At 73.1% G+C, this 20,973-nt stretch carries 23 protein-coding genes; 15 read left to right on the top strand and 8 right to left on the bottom strand.

Annotated elements, in window-relative coordinates; translation table 11 throughout:
- Positions 1–10 precede the first annotated feature (10 nt).
- Together AB0D10_RS16085 and AB0D10_RS16080 are read left to right on the top strand one after the other, a co-directional pair.
- A complete protein-coding gene (locus AB0D10_RS16085; RefSeq protein ID WP_360256239.1) occupies positions 11–760 on the top strand; it encodes an SDR family oxidoreductase in 750 nt (249 codons plus the stop codon).
- A gap of 210 nt (positions 761–970) precedes the next feature.
- A complete protein-coding gene (locus AB0D10_RS16080; RefSeq protein ID WP_360256236.1) occupies positions 971–1,795 on the top strand; it encodes a hypothetical protein in 825 nt (274 codons plus the stop codon).
- A gap of 28 nt (positions 1,796–1,823) precedes the next feature.
- Here the strand turns inward: AB0D10_RS16080 and AB0D10_RS16075 are convergent, their stop codons facing one another.
- The 7 genes from AB0D10_RS16075 to AB0D10_RS16045 form a co-directional block, all read right to left on the bottom strand.
- Entirely contained in the window at positions 1,824–3,032 is a 1,209-nt protein-coding gene (locus AB0D10_RS16075) for an alpha/beta hydrolase (protein WP_360256233.1), read from the bottom strand.
- Positions 3,033–3,233: 201 nt separating this feature from the next.
- Entirely contained in the window at positions 3,234–3,647 is a 414-nt protein-coding gene (locus AB0D10_RS16070; RefSeq protein WP_360256231.1) for a nuclear transport factor 2 family protein, read from the bottom strand.
- Positions 3,648–3,747: 100 nt separating this feature from the next.
- The gene (locus tag AB0D10_RS16065) at positions 3,748–4,131 is read right to left on the bottom strand and encodes a VOC family protein (protein ID WP_360256229.1); all 384 of its coding nucleotides are present in this window, start codon (positions 4,129–4,131) and stop codon (positions 3,748–3,750) included.
- A 114-nt stretch (positions 4,132–4,245) separates the two neighbouring features.
- Positions 4,246–4,782, bottom strand: coding sequence for an AAA family ATPase (locus AB0D10_RS16060; protein WP_360256227.1), 537 nt, complete (start codon positions 4,780–4,782; stop codon positions 4,246–4,248).
- A gap of 94 nt (positions 4,783–4,876) precedes the next feature.
- Positions 4,877–5,263, bottom strand: coding sequence for a hypothetical protein (locus tag AB0D10_RS16055; RefSeq protein WP_360256225.1), 387 nt, complete (start codon positions 5,261–5,263; stop codon positions 4,877–4,879).
- Entirely contained in the window at positions 5,260–5,562 is a 303-nt protein-coding gene (locus tag AB0D10_RS16050; RefSeq protein ID WP_360256223.1) for a hypothetical protein, read from the bottom strand. Before AB0D10_RS16050 ends, AB0D10_RS16055 begins: the two co-directional genes overlap by 4 nt.
- A gap of 502 nt (positions 5,563–6,064) precedes the next feature.
- The gene (locus AB0D10_RS16045) at positions 6,065–6,871 is read right to left on the bottom strand and encodes a hypothetical protein (RefSeq protein WP_360256221.1); all 807 of its coding nucleotides are present in this window, start codon (positions 6,869–6,871) and stop codon (positions 6,065–6,067) included.
- 327 nt (positions 6,872–7,198) lie between these two features.
- Between AB0D10_RS16045 and AB0D10_RS16040 the strand changes: the two genes are divergently transcribed.
- A complete protein-coding gene (locus tag AB0D10_RS16040; RefSeq protein ID WP_360256219.1) occupies positions 7,199–7,603 on the top strand; it encodes a hypothetical protein in 405 nt (134 codons plus the stop codon).
- A gap of 155 nt (positions 7,604–7,758) precedes the next feature.
- Entirely contained in the window at positions 7,759–8,061 is a 303-nt protein-coding gene (locus AB0D10_RS16035) for a WhiB family transcriptional regulator (protein ID WP_360256216.1), read from the top strand.
- A 32-nt stretch (positions 8,062–8,093) separates the two neighbouring features.
- On the opposite strand, the gene AB0D10_RS16030 is transcribed toward AB0D10_RS16035, so the two are convergent.
- Positions 8,094–9,398, bottom strand: coding sequence for a hypothetical protein (locus AB0D10_RS16030; protein WP_360256213.1), 1,305 nt, complete (start codon positions 9,396–9,398; stop codon positions 8,094–8,096).
- A gap of 401 nt (positions 9,399–9,799) precedes the next feature.
- Here AB0D10_RS16030 and AB0D10_RS16025 point away from each other — a divergent pair, with 401 nt between their 5' ends.
- From AB0D10_RS16025 to AB0D10_RS15975, 11 genes are all read left to right on the top strand, one after another.
- Positions 9,800–10,267 carry a hypothetical protein gene (locus tag AB0D10_RS16025; protein ID WP_360256210.1) on the top strand — a complete coding sequence of 156 codons (468 nt, stop codon included), beginning with the start codon at positions 9,800–9,802 and terminating at the stop codon, positions 10,265–10,267.
- A 500-nt stretch (positions 10,268–10,767) separates the two neighbouring features.
- On the top strand, positions 10,768–11,397 hold the full coding sequence (locus AB0D10_RS16020) for an RNA polymerase sigma factor (RefSeq protein WP_360256208.1): 630 nt from the start codon (positions 10,768–10,770) through the stop codon (positions 11,395–11,397).
- Positions 11,394–12,425 (top strand): CU044_5270 family protein, encoded by a 1,032-nt coding sequence (locus tag AB0D10_RS16015; RefSeq protein ID WP_360256206.1) that lies wholly within the window; start codon positions 11,394–11,396, stop codon positions 12,423–12,425. The genes AB0D10_RS16020 and AB0D10_RS16015 overlap by 4 nt, the downstream gene beginning before the upstream one ends.
- 379 nt (positions 12,426–12,804) lie before the next feature.
- Positions 12,805–14,400, top strand: coding sequence for an MDR family MFS transporter (locus AB0D10_RS16010; protein WP_360256203.1), 1,596 nt, complete (start codon positions 12,805–12,807; stop codon positions 14,398–14,400).
- A gap of 106 nt (positions 14,401–14,506) precedes the next feature.
- A complete protein-coding gene (locus tag AB0D10_RS16005; protein WP_360256200.1) occupies positions 14,507–15,355 on the top strand; it encodes an SDR family oxidoreductase in 849 nt (282 codons plus the stop codon).
- Positions 15,356–15,783: 428 nt separating this feature from the next.
- Entirely contained in the window at positions 15,784–16,476 is a 693-nt protein-coding gene (locus tag AB0D10_RS16000) for a hypothetical protein (protein WP_360256198.1), read from the top strand.
- Between the two features lie 99 nt (positions 16,477–16,575).
- Positions 16,576–17,616 (top strand): SMI1/KNR4 family protein, encoded by a 1,041-nt coding sequence (locus AB0D10_RS15995; RefSeq protein WP_360256196.1) that lies wholly within the window; start codon positions 16,576–16,578, stop codon positions 17,614–17,616.
- 213 nt (positions 17,617–17,829) lie between these two features.
- A complete protein-coding gene (locus AB0D10_RS15990; RefSeq protein WP_360256193.1) occupies positions 17,830–18,384 on the top strand; it encodes a hypothetical protein in 555 nt (184 codons plus the stop codon).
- A gap of 352 nt (positions 18,385–18,736) precedes the next feature.
- Positions 18,737–19,099, top strand: a complete 363-nt coding sequence (locus AB0D10_RS15985; RefSeq protein WP_360256407.1) for a DUF1304 domain-containing protein — start codon at positions 18,737–18,739, stop codon at positions 19,097–19,099.
- Positions 19,096–19,677, top strand: a complete 582-nt coding sequence (locus AB0D10_RS15980; RefSeq protein ID WP_360256190.1) for a TetR family transcriptional regulator — start codon at positions 19,096–19,098, stop codon at positions 19,675–19,677. The genes AB0D10_RS15985 and AB0D10_RS15980 overlap by 4 nt, the downstream gene beginning before the upstream one ends.
- Positions 19,678–19,948: 271 nt before the next feature.
- Positions 19,949–20,971 (top strand): chitinase, encoded by a 1,023-nt coding sequence (locus AB0D10_RS15975; protein ID WP_360256188.1) that lies wholly within the window; start codon positions 19,949–19,951, stop codon positions 20,969–20,971.
- The last annotated feature ends 2 nt before the right edge of the window (positions 20,972–20,973 follow it).

Raw genomic sequence — 20,973 nt, 5'->3', positions numbered from 1 at the left:
AGGAGCCACTGTGAGCAGCAGCAACGCACGTACGGCGATCGTCACGGGCGCATCGAAGGGCCTGGGCGCGGGGATCGCCAAGGCGCTGGCCCGGACCGGCGCGGCCGTCGTGGTGAACTACCGGGACGATCAGGAGGGCGCCGAACGGGTCGTCGCGGGCATCACCGCCGACGGCGGCCGGGCCGTCGCGGTCCGGGCGGACGTGGGCCGCGGCGACGACGTGCGCCGACTGTTCGACCGGGCGCGCGAGGCGTACGGACCGGTCGACGTGCTCGTCAACAACGCGGCCGTCGTCGCCTTCGCGCCGCTGTCGGGCATCACCGAGGAGGAGTTCCAGCGGGAGATGACCACGAACCTGCTGGGCACGATCCTCACCACGCAGGCCCTGGCCGCACAGGACGACATCGGCGCCGCGTCGATCATCAACGTCTCGACGGCGGGCACGCTCACCCACCCGCCGTACGCCTCGCTCTACGTCGCCTCCAAGAGCGCGGTCAACGCGTTCACCATCGTCGCCGCCAAGGAACTGGGCCCGCGCGGCATCCGGGTCAACGCGATCATGCCCGGCCCCTCGGACACCGAGGGCACCAGGGCCCTGGGGTTCCGCGGCTCGGCCCAGGAGGCGGAGGCGATCGCCGGCACCCCGCTGGGCCGAACCGGCACGCCGGACGACTACGGCCCGCTGGTGGCCTTCCTGGCTTCCGACGACGCGCGCTGGATCACCGGGGACGTCATCCTCGCGTCCGGCGGCATGCGCTGACGCCCCGCCCGTCCGGCCACGGGCTCCGCCCGCCCGGCCCGCAGGCCGGGCGAGCGGGACCGGACCTCGGCGAACGCCCGCCTGCTGCGCCGGGCCCTCGCCCTCTACCCGGCCTCCTACGACGCCGCCGCGCTGGCCGAACTCGCCGACCACGCCGAACACCGCGTCCGCACCTCGACCCCGCTCGCCGGGTTACGCGAGGTCGCCGACGTGGCCGGGCACGGCGCCCGGGGCCGCTTCGGCCTGGTCTCCCACCGGCCGACGGGCCGGGCCCTGGCCACCGCGGCCCCGCTCGCCGCAGTGTTGGCCGGCACGTACGCGGCCGTGCACCTCTGGTGGGCCGTCACGATGGTCACCGACCCTTCCTTCCAGGTGTTCCGGGCCCCCGGGGCGCAGCGGTTCGGCCCCCTGGCCGCGGCGGCGGCGCTGCTCGCCCCGGCGGCACTGATGACGCTCGCGGTCCTGCTCGGCCGCTGGACGGCGGCGCGGACCCTGGCCGTGGTCACCGTCGTGACGGCGCCCCTGATCCACCTCCTCGCCCGCCCCGACCTGCTCGGCACGGTGGCGGACGCCACCGTCTTCTACGGCATCGGCACCCGCGACTCGGCGGTCCTCGTGCTCAACGCCCTTGTCCTGCTGATCGCCCCGCCCGACCGCACGACGCGACCGGGCCCCGCCGTACCGTGGGTCCTCGCCGTCGCGATCACGGCTGCGGGCGTCGTCCTCGACCTGACCGACGGCTTCGGGAAGGTGGTCGAATGGACAACCGGCTCATCCCACGTCGCGAAGAAGACGAAGGCCTGGCCGGCCACCCGTCCCCGCTTCGACATCCACCACACCCCCAAACACGCCGGCCGGCTCAACCAAGTCGGGCTGTTCTTCTCCGCCCTGACCCGACGTCTACGACGCCGCGGCCGGTTCGCCTCCCGCGACGAACCGGCCGCGGCCATCGACACCTTCGTCCTGGCCTGCGACGAACACGACGCCAAGCCCTACCGCTGGACCTTCGACGGCGGCCCACTCAAAGCCGCATGAACCCCCGAAGCATCAACGCGGTGCTGCACTAGGACTGGAAGAGTACTTCCGGATTGTTCGGCGAGGGGCCGTCCAGCAGCGGACTGTGGATCCCCTTCAGCGTCCGGTCGAAGAACGCCGTCACGTACTCGCGGGTGATCACCACCCCGCGTTCCGGGGAGAGGGGCCCCGCCGGGAACCCGGCCTGCTCCTGAAGCACGTCCAGGTCGGAGAAGCTGAAGTGGTCGGCGCCGGCGACCGTCAGCCACTTCTTGTAGCCGCCGAGGGCGGCCCAGGCCTGCCCCCACGTGGTGTCGTGGCCGCCGACCGGGTGGTTGTCGGCCGTACCCAGCATGAGGAGCGGCCGGTTGATCTGGCCGGGCATCGGGACCGGGTGGAAGCTGCCGTCCATGTTCACTCCGGCCCGTACTCGCGGGTCGGCGATCATCGTGGCGGCCGCCGCCGCTCCGCCGAGGGAGTGTCCGGCCATGCCGATCTCGTGCTTGTCGATGAGGTGTGCCAGGCGCCACGCGGTGTTGCCGTGCGTCAACTGGTCGATCACGAAGGACACGTCCCGCCCGCGGCTGACAGCTTCGGCGTCGAAGTCGATCGTTTCCGGGTGGTCGCAGATCGCGCACGGCGGCGTCTGGCCGTTCGCCAGCGTCTCGCCGCTGTCCTCGTAGGTGTGGCCGACGAGCGCGACGACGTAGCCGTGACTGGCCAGGTCGGTCGCGAGCGAGGTGAGCATCATGCGCGGGTTCTCGGACGCGGCTGAGAGGAGCACCAGCGGATGCTTGCCGCGTTGCGGCCGCGCGCCGTCGAAGGCGTGAGTGGTGACGCTGGAGAGGGTCTGCGGGGTGACGCCGGTGCTCGCCGGCAACTTCCGGCGCTCGGTGATTCCGGTTGCCTCGGCGACGGTCATGTAAGGGGCCGGGGTCCCGGTCCCGGGGACGGCGGGGTAGACCATCGTGACGGTCAGTTGGCGGGGGCCGGACGACGGCACCCACGGGTCGAGGCGGCTCGTGTCGGTGAGGTGGATGATCTCCTCGCCGGCGGCGTAGGGGCCGGTCGGCGCGGGGAGCGTGCCGTGGAAGGTCCGCGTGGGCGCGGTGGCCGCGGCCGGTGCGGTGTCGAACGCGTGCGTGGCCACCGGTGTGGCCGACGGTGTGGTCGTGGCGGCGAACCCGGTGCCGGTTCCGGTGACGAGGGCGGCGAGCGCCAGAGCCGCGACAGCGCTGATACGGCGATTGCGTTTCATGGGATCGACGCTAGGTTCCGCAGCTTCGTGTCGAATCGGCCCATGGATGCAAACGTTCTGGTGTCGTTCGTAGCCCCCGCGAGGTACCGGAGTAATCCGCCGGGAGTATGTCGGCGGCGCAGGGTTCCCTTCGTCGGCATCGTTGAGCGCCACCTTCGTCTTGGCCTACGACGAACACGACGCCAAGCCCTACCGCTGGACCTACGACGGCAGCCCACTCAAAGCCGCATGAACCCCCGAAGGGTCAACCTGGACCCGGCCGCCGAAGAAGACCTGCACCTCGCGGATCAGGCCGTCCCGCACCGTGACCGCCTCGACGTTGCGGTACCGGCCGCCGGCGGTGAGTTCGTACTCGTAGTGGACGAAGACGAGTTCACCGTCTTCACCGTGTGCACCGTCTTCGTCGCCGGCGGGCGTGACGTGCAGCAGCCGCTGCTCCCGGAAGCGGTCGGCGGTGGGGAAGCAGCGCCGGAAGAACGCGGCCCTGTCGATGTGGTCGTCCTGCGGGCTGGTGAACGTGAAGTCGTCGGCGTACAGGGGCAGGGCGGCGTCGACGTCCTGCCACCGGTAGCAGCGGAACGCCTCCTCGACGACGCTCGCGGGGCTGCCGTGCATGCGGATCTCCCTGGGTTCGGCCGGAACAGGAGGGGACAGGCGGGGTACCCGGACGGACGGACGGGCGGGCGGGCGGACGGACGGACGCGGCGTGCCCGCGTCAGGCGTGCGCGGCGGCCCGGTCGGACTCGCTGCGCAGGACGCAGAACTCGTTGCCCTCGGGGTCGGCGAGGACTGCCCAGCCCGTACCGTCGGGGTTGCGGTGATCGCCGACGAGGGTGGCCCCGAGGCCCAGCAGGCGCTCCACCTCGTGGTCGCGCGAGGTGTCGGGGCGCAGGCACAGGTGGACCCGGTTCTTGATCGTCTTGGGCTCGGGCACCTGGTGGAAGTACAGCACCGGGCCTTCCGCCAGCAGGACCTGGGTCTCCTCCGAGCCCGGTCCGTCCTCTGTCTCCACCGGGCGGCCGGTCACCCTGCTCCAGAACCGGGCCAACTCGTAGGCATTTGTGCAGTCGATCGCCACGTTCTGCAATACCGAGACCATGCGCGCGAGTCTTCCCGATCTTCGCGCCCAACGCCACAGGGTTGCGGACGTGGGCGCTCGCACGCTTGGACGTTCCTGCGCCCGGGTCCTCCCGCACCCGGGTGCGGGGAAGGCTCAGGGGCGGGGTGTCCAGCCGGGTGGGACGAGGCCGCTGTCGGCGAGGATCCGCTCGACGCTCGCGTCCAGGCTGCTGTCCGGGCCGATGACGTGTTCCAGGCCATCGGGAAGGAGGTCGTGCGGCCGGTACCAGCCGGCCATGTCCTGCGGGGAGACCTCGGCGGCCCACGGGCGGGTGGCGTGCCGGCGCACCGTCTCGTCGAAGTCGACGTCGAGGTAGTACAGATGACTGCGCCCCCGGTGGTCGGCGACGAGCCGGGTCAGCATCGGCCCGTAGTGCCCGGTGTGGAGGATTCCCTCGACCACGACGTGGAAGCCGTGGTCCAGGGCGTGCCGTGCCACCACGTCGATCAGCCCGACGTTGGCGCCGCCGGGCACGTCCCGCTCGCGCAGCACGGTGCGGCGCAGCACGTCCTGGGCGACGACGGCGATGCCCCGCCCGTAGGCGGTGCGCAGTCGTGCGGCGATGCTCGACTTTCCGGCGCCGCTCGGGCCCCGCACCACGATCACCACGGTCTCCGCACTTCCCGTCATGCCGGGACCGTGCCCCCGCCGCGCCCCCGCCACACCGGCACGGCGGCGGTGACGGTCCGGCGGTGACGGCGACCACGGTCCGCCACCACCGGGCCTACGGCCTGAGCTGGACCGCCAGCGCCATCGTGTAGCCGACCAGCAGGCCGAACAGGCAGACCGCCGTCACGTACCGCGGCGTGAACGGCAGTCCGGCCAGGGACGGGTAGAGCAGAACGGCCGCGCCCGCCGCGAGGTCGGCCACGTACAGGCCGCCCGGCGGGGTGATGCCGGTGCTGCGGGCGGCCCAGCCGGTGGCGATCAGGAAGCCGGTGAGCAGGGTGAATCCGGAGAGCAGTCCGGAGCCGATACTGGCGAGCGTGGCGTGCGGTTCGGGCGGCGGCTGACCCTCGGGCGGGCGCGGGCGGAGCCGGTGCGCCACGGCGAGGGAAGCGGCGGCGAGGGTCGCGGCGGCGACGGCGGCGATCAGCGGTCCGGGGTTCAACGGCGGCTCCTGACGGGCGCACGGTGGTGGCCGACGACGGCGGCGAGCGCGGCCGGCAGCAGAACGGTGAGGACGACGACGGTGGCCCAGACGGACGGCGCGACGGCCGGCACCACGGGTCCGGCCGGCCCGACGGGCGGCGGCGCGGCGACCGCGGAGGTGGTGGTGGTCGCGTCGGCGACCGGGAGGGGCGCGGGTGGCGGCGCGGCGGGCGTTCGGGGGTCGGCGGGTGGGGAGGTGACGGCGCCGGGCGCGGGGCGTGTGACGGTGCGTGTCGTGCCGGGCGTCGTGGTGGGCAAGGCACGCGGCGTCGTCGGCCGTGCCACCTCGTGGCCCGGCGTCGGCGCGGGTGCGGGTGTGGGTGCGGGCAGGGGTGCCGCCGTGGTCGGCGCCGGGTGCGACGGCGCCGGTGCGGGCGGCGTGGGCGAAGGCGTGTGCGGAGGCGTTGGCGGGTCCGTTGCCGGGGGCGAGGGGATGGGACAGTCGGTCGGCAGCGGCGGCCAGGGCGGCCAAGTCGGTGGGTGCGGCGGATGGACGTGCGGAGGCCGGGGCGGTACGGGGAGCGGGGCCACCGGAATCGGGACCAGCGGGAACGGTGTCGGCGGGTGCGGCGGGTACGGACTCACGGCATGGTCCATCCCCCGATGATCCGGCCGCCGGTGCGGTGGTCACCGCGCGGTGCGCCTCAAACCCCCGTCCCCGGTGAAGAGTTGGTCCCGACGATGGAACGCACACGTCCCACCGGTCCGTGTGTTCGACCCGGCCGCACGCCTGCGTCCGTCCGCGCCGACCGTCAAGTCATCACCGGTGGAGGGAGGTTCGGCACCACTCCTCGGCGAGCGGTTGGCACAGCGTGGACGGCGACAGCGCCCCGTACACCACCAGCTCGTCGCTGCCGCCGGCGGCGAAGTCGAGGGTCAGCGTCGCCCCCGGGTCGAGCATGTCGGTCAGTCGCCAACGGCCCTCGCCCGTCGACCAGTCGTACCCCGCCCCGGCCCCGGCCGTGGAGCGGAACCCGCCGTCGGCCCGCAGGACGAGGGTCTCCCCGGCCGGGCCGTCCCAGGTGCCGACGACGGCCCGGTCGGCCGGCCCGTCGGACGTCCACGGCTGCTCGGCCGCGTAGCCGGTGACACCCCACACCGACCCCACAGCGGCCAGGCACACCCCGGCCGACGCGGCGCACCCCCGCAGCCACCGGGCCCGGCCGACGGCCCGCACGACGAACAGGACGGCGACGGCCAGGACTTGCAGCGGCCACAGCAGCGCCAGCACCATCCCGAGGTCGCACCAGGCCAGCCAGGCCAGCCGCGACCGCTCGCCGACGTCGCGCCGCACCTGCGCCCCGCACAGGCCGACGATCCCCGCCCCGGCCGCCCAGACCGCTGTGACCTGCAGGTATCGCCCGAAGCCGTCGGTGTCGGTCGGGTCCGGTCCGTTCCACGACAACAGCGCCCACAACAGGGCCCCCAGCACGATCACGGCGACCCCGACAGCGGCGAACGCCGTCAAGAGGAAGCGCGGTGAGGCCAGCGCCGCCGCCACCCCGGCCGTCTCGGGCCCGTCCGTCCCGGCCGTCTCGTCCGTTCTCGCCCCGGTCCCGCTGTCCATGCGCCCCCCGCCATCGCGATGATCGGCCAGACGATATCCACCCGCGACCCGTCATGGAGCGGACCGTCATGTTCCGGTACAGAACTGCGACAAGCCGGAGGGGCGTCGTTCCCGCCCGCCCCGAACGTCTCGCGCAGTCATGGACGGGCGCCGAACCGTGGGGCCGCGTCATGCTCCGCGCTCGCTGACGATGCCCACACGACCGATGACGATCAGTTGGTATCGGAATCAGATTGACGCATGATCGCGGAATCAAGCGGGGGCTGGTTCCGAAACAACGGGGGTACCGTGGCAGATGAGGACGCCGGTACGGACGATGGCCCGACGATGCCCCTTGCGCAGGCGGAGCAGAAGACCGATGCCTACTTCGCCGATGTCTTCGCGGCGCTTCCGCAGCCGGTGACCGCGGTCGCCGACCGGGACAGCGGGGGTATGTGCGTCAAGGGCGACGCCCCTTCGGAGGAGGACGGCCGGATCATGGTCGTCACCTCCGACTTCCTGCGGGGCATCCCGGCCGACCGGCACGGCGCGGTCTTCGACGCTTTCCGCGCGCACATGCTCAAGGCCGGGTTCGAGGTCACCAGCAGCAGCTCCGACGCCGTCTTCTTCAAGAACCCGAAGGACGGTTTCACCGCCTCCATCGACGACGGTGGTGACTGGACCACCACATTGACCATCGGATTCGTCTCCCCCTGCGTGTGGCCCAACGGCACCGAATCACCCGCGGGTTGAGCCGGGGGAGGGCTCGCCGCGCGTGCCGCGTGAGGGGAGCGGAGGGGAGCGGAGGGGAACGGATGGCGAACGGAGGGGTAGCGGGCGGCATGTGAGCGGCGAATCGGGATAGACGAGCGGGCGGAAACCGTCCGCTCGCTCGGAAGGAACCTCTCGTGTCCGACACAACCCGTCTGCCCGGAGCGTTCGAGCACCACTGGTCCTGGCAGGTGGAGGGGGCCTGCCGCACCGTCGACAGCAGTGTCTTCTTCCACCCGACCAACGAGCGCGGGGCCGCCGCGAAGCACCGTGAGCAGATGGCGAAGTCGGTGTGCGCCCGCTGCCCGGTCCTGGCGCAGTGCCGGCAGTACGCGATCGACGTTCGCGAGCCCTACGGGGTGTGGGGCGGGCTGACGGAGGACGAGCGCCGGGTGCTGCTCGCGCGCCGGCGGCGGCGCCATTCCCGCGCGTTCGCCTGACGGCGGGACCGCGAGGGTGGGGCCCGTCGGCCTCAGTCGGTGTAGCGGGCCGTGCGGTAGCCGCCGCGAGCGGTGCGGTCCACCTCCTCGGCGCCCCAGCTGTGGGGGACGGCCAGCCGCCAGCGGGTCCGCAGCGCCGCGTGTTCCTGGGGGTTCCGGGTCACGTACCACTGACCCATGCGGCACCACGCCAGCGGCTCGTCGGTCTCCGTGGCGACGGCCCGCACCAGTAGGGCCGCCTGCCGGGCGACCTGGCCCTCCAGCGCGGCCTGCTCCTCGGCGGCGTCCTGCGCCTCCAGGTACTGGTTCATCCGGTAGGTGGCCTGGTCGCCGTGCTGGAACATGGCGTGATCGGAGTCGGCCGCCATGTGCAGCCTGCCGTTCTGCAGGACTGTCGCGCCGCTGCGCACCACCTCCTCGCGGGATTTCCCGGCGATCCCGGCGTTGAGGCGGTCGAGCAGCTTGGCCTTCTCGGGGGTGGCTTCCGGGATCTGGCCGCCGTTGGTGCCGCCCTGCGCGGAGTACACCTCGTGCAGGTCGTAGTCGCCGGTGTAGAGGTACTGCTTCCACTTCGGGTAGGCCTTCAGCCGGGCCATCGCCGGGCCGCCGTCGCCGACGCCCACGGTGAGCGGTACGTACTGTTCGCGGTGGTCGCCGGTCTCGACGATCCCCTCAGCCAGGAGCTCCGGCGGCGGGTTGTCGACCCGGACACCGATCAGGCCCTGCGCGTCCCAGTGGCCGACGAAGCCGTCGAGGTCCTGCGCCTGCAGCCAGTGCAGGATGTGCTCGGGGTCGCCCGCTGCCTGCCCGGGTCCGGTGCCGTACTTCTTCCGGACCGAGGAGGGCTTGACGGACTTTTCCAGGATGGTGTGCGGCTTGGCCTTGGCGCCTTCCGCGATGCGCCGGATCGAGTGCTCCCCGGTCTCGCGGACGGCGATGGTGTACTTGTGTTTCCGGCACACCGCCGAGATCGCCGCCCAGTGGCCCTCCCAGACGACGCTCCGCAGGGCGGCGGCCCGGGCGCCGGGCCTGACGGCCTCCCCGTCGAAGGTGGCGGCCTCGCAGACCTTCAGCACGTTGGTCGCGTCCACCTGCTGCCGGACCCTGCGTTTCCCGGGCCCCTCGCCCGTGACGCGCTGCAGGGCCGGCACCGCCCGGCCGTCGTCCCGTTCGGCGCCGCCCCGCTGCTCCGCGAGTTCCCGCGCCGTCGCCGCGTTGCCGGCGCGCTGCAGGGATGCCACCGCCTGCGGCGCGCCGGGCCCGGTGGCGGGCCGTCGCGCCGGGCCCGTGGTGCGGTGCGGACGCCCGGCCTTCTCCGGCTGCTGCCTCGCCTGCATGCTGAAACCCCCTCGGTCCCTTCGTCTCCCTTTATAACGGGGTAACTGCCGTACGTGGAGGGCAGTTCCGGACGTGCCGACGACGCCCGACGTGTCCGGGTGCGGCCCGGGCGGCCCGCCCCGCCGGTGAGCTGGGGAAACCGCCCGCGCGACCACTGAACCGGACGGGCGCGAACTCCGGGTGTCGGTCCGAGTGGTCCGGGTGGTGTGGGCGCCGGGGCCGTCCGGTGCTGCCCGCTGTCCTCCGCCTGGCTGCCCGCGCGGACAGGCGCGCGGACAGCTGGGCGGTGGCACGGTGAACAGAAGCGTGCACGTTTCGCGTTCAACTACACGACAGTGTCAAGGGACGGCAGGCGAGCGGCTCGCGTCCGGGGCCGGGCAGATGGGTGAGGTGGACTCCGATGGTGACCACGGCGGTGGACGGCGACGGCGAGAGACTGGCGGCCACGGCGGACGGTGGGGGAGGGCCCGGCCAGGACGACGAGGCGGCGGCACGTCGGCTGATCGCGGCCTGGCTGGCGGGGGACGCCGAACCGGCGGCCGACCCCGCCACGGGCCCGTCCGGCACCTCGGCGCAGCCCGCACGGGCGCTCCCGCCCGGCTGGACCGTACCCCGGGCCGGGGCCCGTGAGGTCGTCACCACGGCCCGGCGGCTGGCCCTGCACGGGGTGTCGGGGCGGGCCCGGCCGGTGCCGGGCACCGACGAGCTGGTGCTGGCCCGTGTCCTGGTGGTCGACGAGCACCCCTCGGCCCCGACCTGGACCGAGCGCGAGCGTGTCGAGCTGGCCGGATGGGTAGCCGTCCTGGTGCGACGCTTCGGTGAGGACGGCGTCCAGCGGCTCACCGCCGCACTCACGGGCCGCCCCTGAGGATCCGTCCGGCGGAGTGCGCGCGGACGCCGTCGGACCCTGTCGGCTCCGATGCGGATCGGGGCGGGCCCGGCCCGGCCGTCGGGCGGACGTCGCCGGTGGCCGGGACGTTGTTCCCGTCAGGGCGAGGACCCGGGGCCACGGCGGCCGGGCCGGCGCCACCGGCCCGGCGGGGTCCGGTCGAGGACGACGACGCCGACCGGTGTCCGGCTGTTCACCTTGTCCGTCCTCCCGGCAGTCGCCTCCCGCCAGCCGCCGCCCGTCACCGCGCCCCTGCGGCCCTGGACCCCGCGACCGTGCCGGCCACCGGCCGTCGCGGTGACGGGTTCGAGCTCGGCGACCGACTCGTCGGGGGAAGCAGGTGACCCGGAAGATCGGTTCGAGGAGTTCGGACATCAGCGGGCGGCGCGCGTCACCGCCCGCATCGTGCGCCTCGGTGGCACGACGTCACGTGACCCGGTTCACAGGGAACTCCGGGAGGCGAGCGGACAGGGGTGGGCATGGAACTGTCACAACGCGCGCGATTGCGCGCCGGGGACCAGGACGCGCTCGGCGAACTCTTCGACGAGCACGCCCCGGCCGTGTACGGCTACGCGCTGCGCACCCTGGGCGACTGGGCGGCCGCCGAGGACGTGGTGTCGCTGACCTTCCTGGAGGCCTGGCGGCTGCGCGGGAAGCTCCACGAAGGCGACGACGATCTGCGGCCCTGGGTGTTCGGGATCGCCACCAACGTGCTGCGCAACACCGCGCGGGCGGCCCGGCGGCACCGGGCGGCGATCTCGCGCCTCGCCGAGCGGGAGCCCGTACCGGACTTCGCCGACGAGCTGGTCTCCCGGATCGACGACGGCGCCCAACTCGCCGCGGTGCGCCGCGCCCTGCCCGGCCTGCGCCGGTCCGAGCGCGAGGTGTTCCGGCTGTGCGTGTGGGTGGGGCTCGACTACGCGTCGGCCGCGCAGGCCCTCGGGGTGCCGGTCGGCACTGTCCGCTCCCGCCTCTCCCGGGCCCGGGCCCGGCTGCGCTCGCTCGCGGAGGACGAACTGACGGAGGGCCGGGAACCGGCTCCCGCCGTCGGACAGGTACGGGGTGGCGGCTTCGGTGCCGCCCGGTCGATGCAGGAGGACATCCGATGAACAACCCGCACGAGACGCTCTCCGCCGACCGCCGACGTCTTCTGAGGGAGCACCTGATGCGTGAGATCGCCATGGACGCGAAGGCACCGAGGCCGCAGAGGAGGCTGGTCTGGCTGGTCGCCGCCCCGCTGGCGGTAGGCGCGCTGGCGGCCGTCACCCTGGTCGTCCCCGGCGGGCACCACGGTGCCACCGCCCCGGCGGCCCCGGCGTCCTCGGCGGCGACGCCGACGCCGGCGACGGGCACACCCCTGCCGGAGCCGACCGATCCCGCCGGGCTGCTCAGCCGGGCCGCGAAGGCCGTCGCGAGCCGTCCGGCCCCCGCGGCCGGGAACGCGCAGTTCGTGTACTCGCGGGAGATCCAGGACGGCGCCCGCCAGCCCGTGCACGAGCGCTCGTCGTGGCTCTCGGTCGACGGCAGGTCGGAGGGCCTGATCGTGGACCCGACCATGGGCGACGGACGCACAACCTGGCACGCCGCCCTGTCGGACCGGCCCGGGGCCCATCGGTCGGCCGGCTTCGACGTCCCGACCTACGAGTTCGTCTCCCGGCTGCCCACGGACCCGCAGCAGCTCCTGCGGCAGCTGCTCGCCGCCGACCGCTCCGACTCGGTGGCGGGAATGCAGATGACGCCGAAGCTGCGCAACCAGATCGCCTTCGGGGACATCCAGATGATCTTCCAGAACGTCTCGGCGCCACCGGCCGTCGCAGGCGCGCTCATGCAGGCGGCCGCGAAGATCCCCGGCACCTCCGTGGTCGCGGACGAGGCCGACGCGAACGGCCGACACGGCGTCGCGGTGGTCGGCACCAACGGCACCATGCGGGTGTCCCTGATCTTCGACAAGGACACCGGCGCGTTCCTCGGCCTGCGCGAGGTGCTGCTCGCCGACCTCCCGCCCGCCGGCCCGGACGGCCTCCCGCCCACCGGTGCCCCGTCCCCGGGCGCCGGCAACGGCAAGGGATACGACTACGCCACGGCCGTCCTCGCCTCGGGCATTGCCGACCACGCGGGCGACAGCCCCAAGGGCTGAACCCCGCACGGCACGGTCGGTACGTTCGACGTGGGAAGACGCCGTGGTGACCCGGATCGGGCGCCACGGCGTTCCGCCGCAGCGACGTCATGTGGGTTGCGCCGTTCGCGAGCCTTCCGCTAGCGTCGGCGACGTCTGCCATCGACACGGAAGGAGTGGCGAGAAGCCGAACGATCTGCGAAGGACCGCGATCGACACGTCCGTTGAGGACTGATCGACGGTCGAGAGGGCCGATGAAGGCCGGAGTCGGGCACAGGATCCGACCACCCCATCTCCGCTGCCGTAGCAAGCAGCGTTCTTCAGCGAGTTCGTTACGCGTGCTCCCACTTCGGGCGATGCGCCGCACCGCGGCGCCGCTCCTCGATGACAAGGCTTCCCCATGTCCTCCCGCTCCTCCGAGCCTGCCGTCGGTGCATCCGCCGCACCCGCCTCGCCGGCCAGGACCAACGTGGTCGTGCTGACCCTGATGGTCGCGGTCTTCCTCTCCCTGCTCGACACCCAGATCGTCGCCACGGTGCTGCCCCGCGTGGTCGGCGACCTCGGCGGACTCGACCGGTTCGCCTGGGTCACCACCGGTTACCTCATCGGTGGCAGCGCCGCCGTGCCCGTGTACGGCAAGCTCGGCGATCTCTTCGGACGCAAACGCGTCCTCATGGCATCGATGGCCGTGTTCCTGCTCGGATCCGCCCTGTGTGGACTGGCACAGACGATGGGTCAGCTCATCGCCTTCCGCGCCCTCCAGGGCATCGGCAGCGGCGGCCTGTTCATCTGCGTGCTCGCGGTCATCGGCGAGATGTTCCCGCCACGTGAAGGCGCCCGGTACTACGGCTGGTTCTCCGTCACCTTCGGAGCCGCTTCGCTGACCGGCCCCGCCCTCGGCGGCATCCTCACCGAACTCGCCGACTGGCGTTGGGTGTTCTTCGTCAACCTGCCCGTCGGCGCGATCGTCCTGCTGGTCCTCTCCTCGGCTCTGGACCTGCCCGCCCGCCGCCGGCAGGCACACCTCGACTACGGCGGAGTGATCCTCCTCGTCCTGGCGATCGTCGGCCTCAACCTCTTCACCGGCTGGGCCGGCGTCGACCGTGCCTGGACCTCCCCGGTCACCGTCGGCCTCGGCGCCGGAACGGTCATCGCCACGGCGCTCTTCATCCTGTCGCAGCGCCGCGCCACCGACCCGGTGATCCCGCTGCGGCTGTTCGCCGACCGGACCTTCGCCACCGTCGTCGTCATCGGCTTCGTCTCCGGCTTCGTCGGCCTCGGACTGATCAACTACCTGGTGCTGTGGCTGCAGACGGTCCTCACCCTCGACGTCCGGGAATCCGGCTTCGCCCTCACCGCGATGATGCTCGCCGTGGTCCTGGCCTCCTACGTCAGCACCAGGGTCATCGGCCGCACCGGCTCGTACCGCTGGTTCCCGGTGCTCAGCATGGCCGTCTTCGCCGTCACCGCGGTGCTGTTCTCCACGGCCGGGCCCTCGACCCCTCCGCTGCTCGCCGTCGTCTACCTGCTGCTGTTCGGTGCCGCCGGCGGCCTCAACTCGCAGGCCCTCACCCTCGCCGCCCGCAACACCGCCGGCGTGCGGGACATCGGTGCCGTCCAGGGCACCGCGACCCTCGTGCGCCAGCTCGGCACCGCGCTCGGTGTCTCGTTCTTCGCCGCCGTCACGACCGGCCGGCTCGGCAGCGGACTCGACCGCCTCGACAGGTCCGGTGTGCACATCGACCGGGACGACTCCCTGTCGCCCCGGTTCGTCGGCACGCTGTCCGCCCCGCTGCGGCTCGAACTCGCCGGCGTCTACGCGGACTCACTGCGCGTCGTCTTCCATGCGGTCGTCCCGATCGCCCTGATCGGACTCGTGGCCTCGCTGTTCCTCAAGGACATCAGACTCGCCGGCCGACCCGCGCCGACCGAGCCGACGGTGCCGGAAGGGTCCCCGGCCGCCGACTCCGGCTCGCCCGCCCGCAGCACCTCCTGACGCACCTCCTGACCACCGCCGGGCGCACCTCCTGACACGCCACTCGACGAGTGGCCTCCCCGTCCGGTGCCCACCGTGCGGCACACCCCTGACAAGGAGAACACGCATGATCCTCATCACTGGCGCCACCGGCAACGTCGGCAGCGCACTCACCGCCCGGCTCGCCGCCGACGGCGTGCCGGTGCGGGCCATGACCCGGTCGCCCGGGAAGGCGACCTTCCCCACCGGCGTCGAGGTCGTCGCCGGGGACTTCGACAAGCCGGAGACCCTGCCTGCGGCGCTCGCGGGCGTCGACCGGGTCTTCGTCGTCCCGCCGGGTTACGGCCCCGAAGGCCCGGTCCAGGAGGCCGCCCTCGTCGCCGCCTCCCGCGAGGCCGGAGTGCGGCACCTGGTCAAGCTCTCCACCAGCGGCGTCGGCTTCCGCGCCACCGACCCGCTCACCTCCGGCCACCGTGCCGGCGAGCAGGTCATCCGGGAGTCCGGCCTCGGCTGGACGGTCCTGCGCCCCGGCACCTTCATGGTCTACCTCCACGGCTACGCCGACACCATCGCCAAGGAGCGGACCATGTACGTGACCGAGGGCGACCCGGTCTCCGCCATGATCCACCCGCGCGACATCGCCGCGGTCGCGGCCGAGGTGCTCACCGGCTCCGGCCACGAGGGCCGGGCCTACACCCTGACCGGCGGTGAGGCGCTCAGCCCGCAGCGGCAGGGCGAGATCATCGGCCAGGTACTCGGCCAGGAGGTCACCGTCGTCGAGCGCACCGCCGCCGAGACCCAGGCGGAGTTCGACCGCCTCGGCTGGGGCGGCCCGCGCCTCGCGGCCCTGCTCGAACTCAAGCGGCAGTCCGCTGCCTGGGACTGGCACGTCTCCGACTCCGTCGAGCGGATCACCGGCACGGCGCCGTTGCCCCTGCGCACCTGGGTCGACGAGAACATCCACATCTTCGGCTGAGCCGATCCGCACACGGCACGGGGCTGGTGCGGCCGGGACGGCCCGGCCGCACCAGCCCCGTGCCGAGGGAGGACGACGTGTTCCCCCGGGTGGATCAGAGGGAGCGGAGGTGGGACTCGGCGGAGTCGAGAGAGTAGAAGCGTCTGATCCTCCACCAATAACGGATCGGCCACGAACGCTCGTGGTCGAACGGCATCCCGGTGGTGTCGTGCGGACACCACCCAGTTCCGGAAGGAACGTGCGCATCCGTACCGCTGCTGCGGGGGCCGTCGCCGTCGTGCAGCTCGCCGTCGGCTCAACGGCGCGCTCCAGCACGTCGAAGGGGGCCGCGGCCGCGCCGAGCAGCGCGGCCCCGCCTTCCTGTCCGTTCGAAGCGATCGTCCTGCACCGTACTTCCGCGGCGCTCCGCACGCTTCTACCGTTGCTTCATGCAGCGAGTTCTGATGGACCGTTCGAACCCGGACGTGCTCGACCTGGTTCTCGCGGAGCGGGGCGGCTCGCTCCGGTACGCTCTCACGGCTTCGCTCCAAGCGGGGATCGCGGCGCCGGTGTTGTTCCTGTTCAGCGTTTTGTTCTCCCTCCCCCTCTATGTCGTCATGCTGTTCGCCGGCACCGGGTGGGGCCCGGTGTGGGTGGCGGCCGGGATCCTCGGTGGGGCGGGCGCGGTCGTCGGGTGGGTGCTGCTGGTCCGTGCGATCTTCCGTCACGTGCACCGGCTTCGCTTCTCGCCCTCCACCGGGCCGGCCACGGTCGTCCTCGTCCGGGGTGCCCGGGCAGGCCGGCCGATGCCGATCACCGAGGTGCGTCGGATCCTGATCGACCACTCCATCGAGGAGCCGTACGACGGCGACCCGCGTCCGAGGTCCGTCACCGTCACGGTGACCGTGGTGCTGGGGCGCGGCGAACTCCCCCAGCAGTCCCTGCCGCAGGACACCGACGCCACGGCACTCCACCGCGAGCTGTACGAGGCCCTCTCCCCGACCGTGACGGTGGACCTGCACGTCCGCCACCAGCAGCGCCCCGAGCCGCCGCCCCCGCCCCCGGTCTCGAAGCGGTCGGCGGACGACGGTTGGTGGAGCGTGATCGGGCACGGCGGTTCGACCGGCGGGGGCGGCTGCTGAGCCTGCGAGGTCGTCGGGGACGTCCGGGACGTCCGGGACGTCCGGGACGTCCGGGAATCGAACGTACAATCGCCGGACGACTGGGCACGGGAGGGTGCGGTGGGACACTTCGAGGGCTTCGACGTCACCGGGTTCTGGGACGATTCCGCCTACGCGCTCGGGGCGTACGTGGAGGAGGCGCCGCCCTCGCGGGAGTCGGTCGAGGCGTTGGAGGTCGAGCTCGGCGGGTACCGTCTGCCGGACTCCTACGTCGCGCTGATGACCGCGCACAACGGCGGCACTCCGACCCGCACCTGCTTCCCCCTGGCCGAGCCGAACTCCTTGGCCGAGGATTACGTCGAGATCACCGGCATCCGGGGCATCGGGCGGGTGCGGCCGCAGTCGCTCGGGGGCAAGTTCGGCAGCCTGTTCTGGATCGACATGTGGGGGTACCCCGACATCGGTGTCTACTTCGCCGACACCCCGTCGGCGGGCCACGACATGCTCGCTCTCGACTACCGCGCGTGCGGCCGGCACGGTGAGCCGACGGTGGTGCACGTCGACCAGGAGAACGACTTCGCGATCACCCTGCTCGCCGAGAACTTCGAGGCGTTCGTCACGGGCCTGGTCGACGAGTCCGTCTACGACACCTCGGAGCAGGACCGGCTTGCCGCGCTGGCAACGGTGCGCGACGGCAGCTTCTCCCCGGTCCTGCTGCGGGCGTTCCGCGAGGTCGCGGACGTGTTGCCCGACGCGGACCGGCGGCTGCGGGCACTCGCCGAGGCGGTCGTGCACGACAAGGGGCACTTCTCCCTGCACGCCGACCCGCGCTCGATGCTCATGTACGACTACCTGTTCTGGCTGTTCACCGGCTTCAACCGGGTCGACTCCCTTGCCCGGTACCTCGGGTTGCCCCCGAAGGACGAGCGGTCCTACGCGCGGCCGAGGTTCCCGCTCATGATCGCCGGCTTCGGCCCCGCGGCCGAGCCGTACGGCTTCCGCACCGGCGGGTACGCCTCCGCCTTCCTCGAAGAGTGGTGGAACTCCCGTACCGCCTCGGGCCGTCTCGTCGGGACCGGCGACGACGGCTACCGCTTCACGGACGCCGCGGTCGCCGCACTGCTCCACGAACTGGCCGTCGTGGCCGGGGAGGACGGGTAGCCGTACCGGCCAGGGCGACGGGGTATCCCGCTGGCCGCCGGCTCCCGGGCCGCCGCAGCGGTGTGCGGGCCGGGAGCCGCCCCGTTGAACGGACGTGGTGCGTGCCGGGTTCAGTCCGGGGCGGGGCCGGTCGAACCCGGGAGGGGGTGCCGTCCGTGCTACGGGGTGAGGCCGGGCGGCAGCCGGCCCGAGGACGGATGCGGGAGGACAGCGATGGCCTGGTACCAGGGGCCGAGCCGGATCACGGTGACGGCGGTGGAGGGGCGGTTCTCGCAGCGGGCGGTGGTGACGGTCCGGGGCGCGGCGCCGGTGGAGCTTGCCGGGGAGGTCGGCGCCGTCCACCTCGTCGACGCGGAGAGCTGGCAGCTGGACCTGGAGCACCGCCACTTGGGCGACTGGTGCCCCAACATCCGTGCGGTGCAGGGTCGTTGGCAGGAGATCCGGGGTGTGCTGACGCAGGTCGTGTACAGTCGCAACCGTGATATGGCGGGCGATCGTCAGGACCGCAACCTGGTGCTGCGGATCGAGCGGGTCGTGCCGGGCGGCGACGAGTCCCCGACCGTGACCCGTGCCCCCGCCGTGCGTCGGACCACCGCCGCGCACCACGTCCCGGCGGTCTCCGCGGGCTCGGCCGCGCCGCGTACCTCGGCCGGTGGGCCGGGCGGTACGACGGCGCCGGGCGTGCGGACGAGCGGCTCGGGCGTCCGGGTCACCGGTTCGGGCGGTCCGGCCGGGACCACCACCTCGACCACGTCCTGGAGCGGCTGACCGGACCGGTCGGCGGGGTCGGCGGGGTCGGCGGGGTCGGGGGCAGGGTACGGGCCGGGTCTGCACCGGTTCCATCCGGCCCTGTTCGTCGGCGAGTTCCGGGGCTCGTTCCCGGTGCTCGCGCGCCGGCCCGTCGTCCCGGGTGCGGCCGGGTTCCGGCGCCCGGTGGACCTGCGTCGCGGTCTGCGTGCGCGGCTCCCGTGTCCTGTTCGTCGCCCGCCTCCCGGTCGCACCTGATCGGGCGGGTGACGGGCGTCCTGGGCGGGTTTCGGTCACCTTGCGCGCCGGGCTGGACTTCATGGACAGGTGTCCAGCTATTCTGGACACCTGTCCATGAAGTCTGGAGCCGATGATGCGCGTGACCGCCGATGTCCTGGTCGCCCTGGTGGCCGTCCTGCACGGCTACTTCCTGGTGCTGGAGATGTTCCTGTGGGAGCGCAGGCCGGGGCGGGAGCTGTCCGGCTTCGACGCCGCCCTCGCCCGCACCACCGCACCGCTCGCCGCCAACCAGGGCCTCTACAACGGCTTCCTCGCCGCCGGGCTCGTCTGGGGCCTGGCCGCCGGGGGCTCGACCGGCCACCAGGCACAGCTCTTCTTCCTGGTCTGCGTGGTCGTGGCCGGCCTGTACGGCGGTGCCACCGCGAACCGCCGCATCCTGGCGGCCCAGGCGCTGCCCGGCGCGCTCGCGCTCGGCGCCGTCCTGCTCGCCGGATGAGCGCCGCCCAGGACCCCCGGGCCGCCCAGGACCCCCGGGCCGAGCGCACCCGGGCCGCGCTGCGCCGGGCGCTGCTGGAGGAGTGCGCCGAACGCCCGCTGGCCGAGGTCAACGTCGCCGCGCTGGTGCGCCGGGCGGGGGTCGGCCGGGCCACCTTCTACGTGCACTACGCCGACCTGGAGGCGCTGGCGGTGGACGCCTGCGCGGACGTGGTCCGTGCGGCCGTGGACGCGCTGCACGCCTGGCGCGGGGTGCCCGATCCTGCGGTCCCGCCGCCCGCGCTGACCGGGTTCTTCGCCGAACTGGCCCCGCATGCAGCCCTCTACCGTGCCCTGCTGGCGCCGGGCGGTGGCGGCCCGCTGGGCCTGGTGCTCACCCGGGACCTGCGCGAGCGCAGCCGCACCGAGCGGGCCCTGGCCGGCGCGCCGGAGCCCGATCTGGTGGCTGCCGCCGTGGCGGGCACCTTCACCGGGGTGCTCGCGGACTGGCTGCACGGCCGGATCGAGGCGGCTCCGGAGCGGATCGCGCACCAGGTCTGGCGGCTGCTGATCTCGCTCCACCGCACGCCGCAGCTCTGAGTGTCGGTCGGCCGCCCCGGTTGCCCCGGCGACCCCGGCGGCCGTGGGCGGGGCACGGCCGGCGAGCGGCCAGGGCCGCAGCGGCCAGGGCCGCTGCGGCGGAGGCGGGCGCTATTGGGAAACTTTCCTAACGAAAATCGTTGACCGGGGAGCCCGCCGCCCCCGATCCTGTGAGACACCCGTCGCGGACCGGCCGCCGCCGTCCGCGCGGGCGTTCGCGCCTCCCTGACCTGCCGTCACCGTCCCGCTGGATCGACGAAAGTGAGTTGGCATGCGCAAGACCACCGGAGTCCGCCCGACCGTCGGAGTCCGTCTCACCGCCCCGCTGCTGGCCGCCGCCCTCGGGCCCGCCGCGCTCCTGCTGGCCCCCGTGGACTCCGCGACGGCGGCGCCCGCCGCGGCGGCCGTGCCCGGGATGGCCGCCGCGCCGTACGAGTACCTCGGCTGGGGCAACCCGCAGAAGCCGACCGACGTGATGAAGGCGGCCGGGGTCACGTGGTTCACCCTGGCGTTCGTCCTGTCCGACGGTGGCTGCAATCCGGCGTGGGACGGCAGCCGGGCGCTGTCCGGCGGTTCCGACGAGGCCGCGATCAAGTCGATCCGGGCGGCCGGCGGGGACGTCGTGGTCTCGGTCGGGGGGTGGAGCGGGAACAAGCTCGGCGAGAAGTGTTCCAGCGCGGGCGCGCTGGCCGGTGCGTACCAGAAGGTGATCGACGCCTACAAGCTGAAGGCGCTCGACATCGACATCGAGAACACCGAGTTCGGCAACGCGACGGTCCGTCAGCGGGTGGTCGACGCGCTGAAGATCGTCAAGACGAAGAACCCCGGCATCGTCACCTACGTCACCCTGGGCACCACGCCCACCGGCCCGGACGCCAACGGCAAGGACCTCATCAAGCGGGGCGCGGCCGCGGGCCTGTCGAACGACGGCTGGGTGATCATGCCCTTCGACTTCGGCGGCCACAGCGGCAGCATGGGCCAGGCGACGGTCAGCGCGCTGGACGGGCTGAAGGCGGCGGTCAAGAGCGCGTACGGCTACACCGACGACGCGGCGTACCGGCACATCGGCGTCTCCTCGATGAACGGGAAGACCGACGAGGCGGGGGAGACCGTCACCACCGGCGACTTCCGTACCATCCTCGGGTACGCGAAGCAGCACCACCTCGCCCGCTTCGCCTTCTGGTCCGTCAACCGGGACCGCGCCTGCGGCTCCGGTACGGACGCCGACGCCTGCAGCGGAGTCGCGCAGACCCCGTACGAGTTCACCAGGATCGTCGTCCAGTACCGGGGCTGAGG

It is taken from the genome of Kitasatospora sp. NPDC048545 (assembly GCF_040651155.1).
In the GTDB taxonomy this organism is placed as follows: Bacteria; Actinomycetota; Actinomycetes; order Streptomycetales; family Streptomycetaceae; genus Kitasatospora.
The sequence above is the reverse complement of the archived record's forward strand: the minus strand, read 5'-3'. Positions and strand labels throughout refer to the sequence as shown.